The 5,151-nt window shown below is 52.8% G+C and carries 4 protein-coding genes; all 4 read left to right on the forward strand.

The features are described from left to right. The first annotated feature begins 16 nt into the window (after positions 1-16). Positions 17-2,122 (forward strand): bifunctional GTP diphosphokinase/guanosine-3',5'-bis pyrophosphate 3'-pyrophosphohydrolase, encoded by a 2,106-nt coding sequence (gene spoT, locus VIN66_RS15450; RefSeq protein WP_331924811.1) that lies wholly within the window; start codon positions 17-19, stop codon positions 2,120-2,122. 5 nt (positions 2,123-2,127) lie between these two features. Beyond that, positions 2,128-2,520: a RidA family protein gene (locus VIN66_RS15455; protein ID WP_331924808.1), complete on the forward strand. Its 393-nt coding sequence runs from the start codon at positions 2,128-2,130 to the stop codon at positions 2,518-2,520. An 8-nt stretch (positions 2,521-2,528) separates the two neighbouring features. Then, a complete protein-coding gene (locus VIN66_RS15460) occupies positions 2,529-3,359 on the forward strand; it encodes a substrate-binding periplasmic protein (protein ID WP_331924809.1) in 831 nt (276 codons plus the stop codon). Positions 3,360-3,369: 10 nt separating this feature from the next. Beyond that, the coding region (recG, locus tag VIN66_RS15465; RefSeq protein ID WP_331924810.1) for an ATP-dependent DNA helicase RecG at positions 3,370-5,151 on the forward strand (1,782 nt) is incomplete at its 3' end.

Here is a 5,151-nt window from a genome sequence, read left to right on the forward strand (position 1 = left end):
GTATTTATTTGAAGGTCTGAAGAAACAGATTAGTGCTTACTTACCACCCGAGCAGGTTGCCTTAGTGCAACAGGCCTATGTGGTCGCGCGCGACGCGCACGCGCCGCAAATCCGCTCCAGCGGCGAGCCTTACATTACTCATCCGGTTGCCGTCAGCAGCATTCTGGCCGATATGCATATGGACCATGAAACCCTGATGGCCGCGCTGCTGCACGATGTGATTGAAGACACTCCGGTTAGCAAAGAAGAACTCGCCAGTAAATTTGGTGACACCGTTGCCGAGCTGGTTCAGGGCGTCAGCAAGCTGGATAAAGTAAAGTTTAAAGACTATCACGAGTTTGAAGTCACCAACCTGCAAAAAATGTTTATGGCGATGACGCAGGATATCCGCGTTATCCTGATTAAACTGGCAGACCGCACCCACAATATGCGCACCTTGGGCGCCCTACGGCCAGAAAAGCGCCGCCGCATCGCCAAAGAAACGCTGGAGCTGTACGCCCCCATCGCAAACCGCCTGGGTATACATAATATTAAGAATGAGCTGGAAGACTGGGGTTTTCAGGCACTGTACCCAATGCGCTACCGCGCACTGTCGACTGCCGTTAAACAGGCCCGTGGCAACCGACGCGAGCTGCTGGAAAAAATTCAGCATGAAATTTTAGGCCGGCTGGAGCAAGCCGGGATCAATGCTGATGTTAGTGGCCGCGAAAAGCACCTGTACAGCATCTACCGTAAGATGAAAAACAAAGAGCTGATGTTCAACGATGTGATGGACATTTACGCGTTCCGTGTCGTGGTAGACAGCATTGATCATTGCTACCGTACGTTGGGCGTGGTGCACAACCTGTATAAACCGATTGAGATCCGCTTTAAAGACTATATCGCCATTCCCAAACAGAACGGTTATCAGTCGCTGCACACCTCCCTGGTAGGGCCGCACGGTATTCCGGTTGAAATACAAATGCGCACCCGCGAAATGGATGAAATGGCCGATAAGGGTATCGCCGCGCACTGGATGTATAAAGCCAATGGCCAGCATCAGGATACCACTGCACAAATTCGTGCCCGGCGCTGGATGCAAAGCCTGCTGGAGCTGCAGCAAAATGCCGGCAACAGCGCAGAGTTTGTCGAAAACGTTAAATCTGAACTGTACCCGGATGAGCTTTATGTGTTCTCTCCCAAGGGTAAAATTGTTGAGCTACCTATTGGCGCCACTGCCGTTGACTTTGCTTATGCTGTGCACACCGATATTGGTAACCGCTGTGTTGGGGCCAAGGTAGATCGCAGGCCTTATCCACTGAATAAACCGCTGGAAACCGGCCAGACAGTAGAAATTGTTACCAGCCCCGGTGGTAAACCTAACGCCAACTGGTTGAATTACGTGGTGACCAGCCGTGCTATTTTAGGTATCCGTAACTACCTGAAGAAACAGCAGCAAAATGAAGCCATTGGCCTGGGCCGACGTTTACTCAGCTCTGCGCTTGGCGAAGTAAAACTGGAAGATATCGCGCCAGAGCGTATCGAGCAGGTACTGCAAAATACCAAACAAAAATCACTCGATGAGCTGTGCAGCGAAATTGGCCTGGGTAACCAGCTCGCCGTTGCAGTAGCGCGCCGCTTACTGGGTGAGTTTGAGTCAGACGAAAGCAGCAATAAAGAAACAGCTGGCCCGCTACAGAAAAGCAAAGCCTTTATTATTGGTTCAGAAGGTATGCTGTTAACCTTTGCCAAGTGTTGCCGCCCCATTCCGGGCGATGAAATTGTAGCCAGCGCCACGCCAGGTAAAGGCCTGAACGTGCACCGGGCAGATTGCCGCAATATCAAAGGTTGGGATAGAGAACCCGGCAAGTTTTTCCCGGTGCGCTGGGATAAAACCGGCGATAAACAATTCCTGTGTGATATCCGCGTGTTTATCGTGAACCGTCAGGGTGTGCTGGCGAAACTGACCACACTCATTGCCTCGCAGGACTCAAACATTCAGGATCTGGCAACCGATGATCGCGATACCGGTGAGTATGTGATCAAAATTACGCTGTCGGTACGCGACAGAATACAGCTGGCCAATGTGATGCGTAAGATACGCGTCATGCCGGATGTACAGAAAGTATACAGAAGGAAATAAAACCCATGTCAAAAGTAATTATCCGTACCAATGATGCACCGAAAGCTATCGGCACCTACAGCCAGGCGGTAAAAATTGGTACTACTGTGTATCTGTCAGGTCAAATCCCGTTAGTGCCTTCAACCATGCAAATGGTATCTGACGATTTTGCCGAACAAACCCATCAGGTGTTTAAAAACCTGGCGGCCGTATGTGAAGCTGCCGGTGGTGGCTTGAACGACATGGTCAAAGTGAATATTTTCCTGACCGATCTAAGCCAGTTTGCCACCGTAAACGACATCATGAGCCAGTACTTTGCCGAGCCTTACCCAGCCAGAGCTGCAGTACAGGTGTCTGCCCTGCCGCGGGCCAGCCAGATTGAAATCGATGGCGTGATGGAAGTACCGTCCACCCACTAGGATGTTGTATGCGTAACCACCGGCTATTACAGATACTTGTTGCAGGCACAGCGTTGTTAAGCAACGTGCTCAAATCTGAGGAGCCGGTCAGTCACAGCGAACCACAGCAGCCTGAACTCACCTGGTGCCTGGATCACTTTTCAGGCTTTCACCATTATGAAGATGTCACTGAGCCTTATGGGCCCTCGGTCGACCTGATGCATGAATTAGCCAGGCGCAGCGGCTTTACGCTGCGTTTTACACCCAGAACCACCATAAATCGCTGTTTCCGCCTGATGGAAGAAGGCCAGGTCGATTTAATGTCTAACCTGAAGTTCAGCGAGGACAGAGCAAAGTTTATGGTGTTGCTGCCTTATGAGACCACCATTGCCGAAAGCGTGTTTTTACTGCGCAGTGATAAAAGGCCGCTAACGCAGTTCAGCCAGCTGAAAAACCTGACCGTTGCCAGCATCCGCGGCTATCTGTACAGCGAAAACACCATGCAGTTTATCCAGCAAAACCGCTCACATGTGGCAGAAGTAGAATCGATAGAGTCTGGCCTGGAAATGCTGTATCGCGGCAGAGTAGACGCCCTTATTTCCCCGACTGTCAGCACCTCTGATGCCATTTTTTCTACCAGCAGTTATCAGGATCGCTTTCGTATTGCGGCACTGAATATCAGTACCGGCAATAACGCCCATATCAACATAGGCGTATCCCGCCAAAGCCAGTATATCAATCTGCTACCAGCCATCGAGCGGCATATAAAAGCCATGCAAGCTGATGGTACCGTAAAGCGGCTTTACACCGATATGGTGCTAAGCCCCAGGATCAAGCAGTTAAAGGCAAAGCCAGAGTGACAAGCCAAGCGTGAGCAGTTCACTACAACAAACCCCGGTCGCCGTGATCAAAGGCGTTGGCGCCAAAGCAGCCGAGAAACTCAGCAAGCTGGGTATCGAGTCAGTACAGGATATTTTGTTTCACCTGCCGCTGCGTTATGAAGACCGTACCCGTATTTATGCCATCGCCGATTTAATGCCGCTGATGCACGGTACTGTACTGGGAGAAGTCGTCAGCAGTGAAATTCAGCTCGGTAAAAGACGCAGCTGGCTGGTGAAAATTAAAGACGGCAGTGGCTATCTGACGCTACGCTTTTTTCATTTTAGTGCGGCGCAAAAAAATGCCGTCACACCAGGCGTGCTGCTGCGCTGTTTTGGCGAGGCCAAACGCGGCCCGCGTGGCCTGGAAATGCTGCATCCGGAATACCGGCTGCATAACGACGAGCTGCTGACTGAAGTCAGTGAAACGCTGACACCTATTTACCCCACAACCGAAGGGTTACGTCAGGCCACCTGGCGCAGCCTGACTGATGCCGCCTTACAGCATTTACTGCGCAGCCAGCCAGACGAGTATTTACCTGCTTCCCAGACGCAGCACAGCTGGTCACTGACAGAAGCCCTTACCTATATTCACCGCCCACCACCGGATGCCAGTCTGCAATTGCTGGAGCTCGGCAAGCACCCGGCACAGCAGCGGCTGATTATTGAAGAGCTGGTTGCCCAGCAACTCAGCATGCATAAACTACGCAGCCAGGGCCAACAGCAACAGGCCATAGCATTACAGATCGACCCAAGTCTGCAGCAGCGCTTTCTGTCGGCATTACCTTTTGCACCCACCGGCGCACAGCAAAGGGTCACTGAAGAAATACGCCATGACTTAGGTCAGACGCTGCCAATGCTACGTTTGGTGCAGGGAGATGTTGGTTCAGGTAAAACGCTGGTGGCCGCGCTGGCCGCGCTGACTGCTATCGGTAATGGCTATCAGGTGGCATTAATGGCGCCGACAGAGTTACTGGCCGAACAGCACGCGGCTAACTTTGCCCGCTGGTTTACGCCGCTTGATATCAGCGTGGCCTGGCTTGGCGGTAAAACTAAAGGTAAAGCCCGGCAAACCACGCTGGATGCCATAGCCGATGGCAGCGCACAAATGGTGGTCGGCACCCATGCGCTGTTTCAACAGCAAGTCAGCTTCCACCGGCTGGCATTGATTATTATTGATGAGCAGCACCGTTTCGGCGTGCATCAGCGCCTGGCGCTGCGCGAAAAAGGCGGTATGGCCGGTGTCTATCCGCACCAGCTGGTCATGACGGCAACCCCCATCCCACGCACGCTGGCCATGACAGCCTATGCCGACTTAGACACCTCGATTATTGATGAACTGCCGCCCGGGCGCACACCGGTGACGACCGTCGCTATACCCGACACCCGGCGCGACGATATTATTGAGCGGGTGCGCAGCGCCGTTAAAACGGAACAGCGTCAGGCGTACTGGGTATGCACGCTGATTGAGGAGTCAGAAACGCTGCAAAATCAGGCGGCTGAAGATACCTTAGTATTACTGCAGCAAGCCCTGCCGGACCTGCGCATAGGGCTGGTACACGGCAGGTTAAAAGCGGCTGAAAAACAGGCTGTGATGCAGCAGTTCAGTAGCGCTGAGCTGGATTTACTGGTGGCGACCACGGTGATTGAAGTCGGTGTAGATGTGCCCAACGCCAGCCTGATGATCATCGAAAACCCTGAGCGGCTTGGCCTGGCCCAGCTGCACCAGCTACGTGGCCGGGTGGGTCGTGGCAGCACCGCCTCGCATTGTGTG

Origin of the sequence: Rheinheimera sp. (assembly GCF_036568245.1) — a bacterium.
Taxonomy (GTDB): domain Bacteria; phylum Pseudomonadota; class Gammaproteobacteria; order Enterobacterales; family Alteromonadaceae; genus Alishewanella.